We start from the raw sequence: 445 nt of genomic DNA on the forward strand, positions 1-445 counted from the left end.
GAAGGTTTCCGTTGTTTCAACATTAATCGGATAATTCACATCTACTAAAGTCCGAGAACAAGGAAGCACTAAATAACCTTTTATCTTCAAGTGAAATGTCACTCTGTTCGAACCAATATCAGCCCGTCCGGTTATATGCATTGGAGAAACACTTCGAATCGATGAATCAATATCCTTGATATCATCCAGACTTGCTATTTCATCAACAGGAAAATCCTTGTTTCGATATTTTTGTAACTGGCTTATCGTCCATTTCATATTGAATCACCCCAAGGCAACAAAGGTAATTATAGCTTTCATATATTTATTTGTCAATATTTTTTCTTTACACTATACTGTAGACAATATCTTGTCAATCTAATCAAAAATATTTATATTTATTTACCCAACCTTTTCAAATGAGGAGCAAATCGCAATGAATGCAGTCGGAGTAATAGTTGAATAT

Annotated in this window: 1 protein-coding gene; it reads right to left on the reverse strand. The window is 33.3% G+C overall.

Annotation, left to right across the window (positions count from 1 at the left end):
- Positions 1-258, reverse strand: a 258-nt coding sequence (locus AC2JF9_RS09315; protein WP_500727205.1) for a YceD family protein, incomplete at its 3' end; no start/stop codon positions are given.
- Positions 259-445: the final 187 nt, after the last annotated feature.

The organism is Lactobacillus sp. C449L (genome assembly GCF_059900815.1).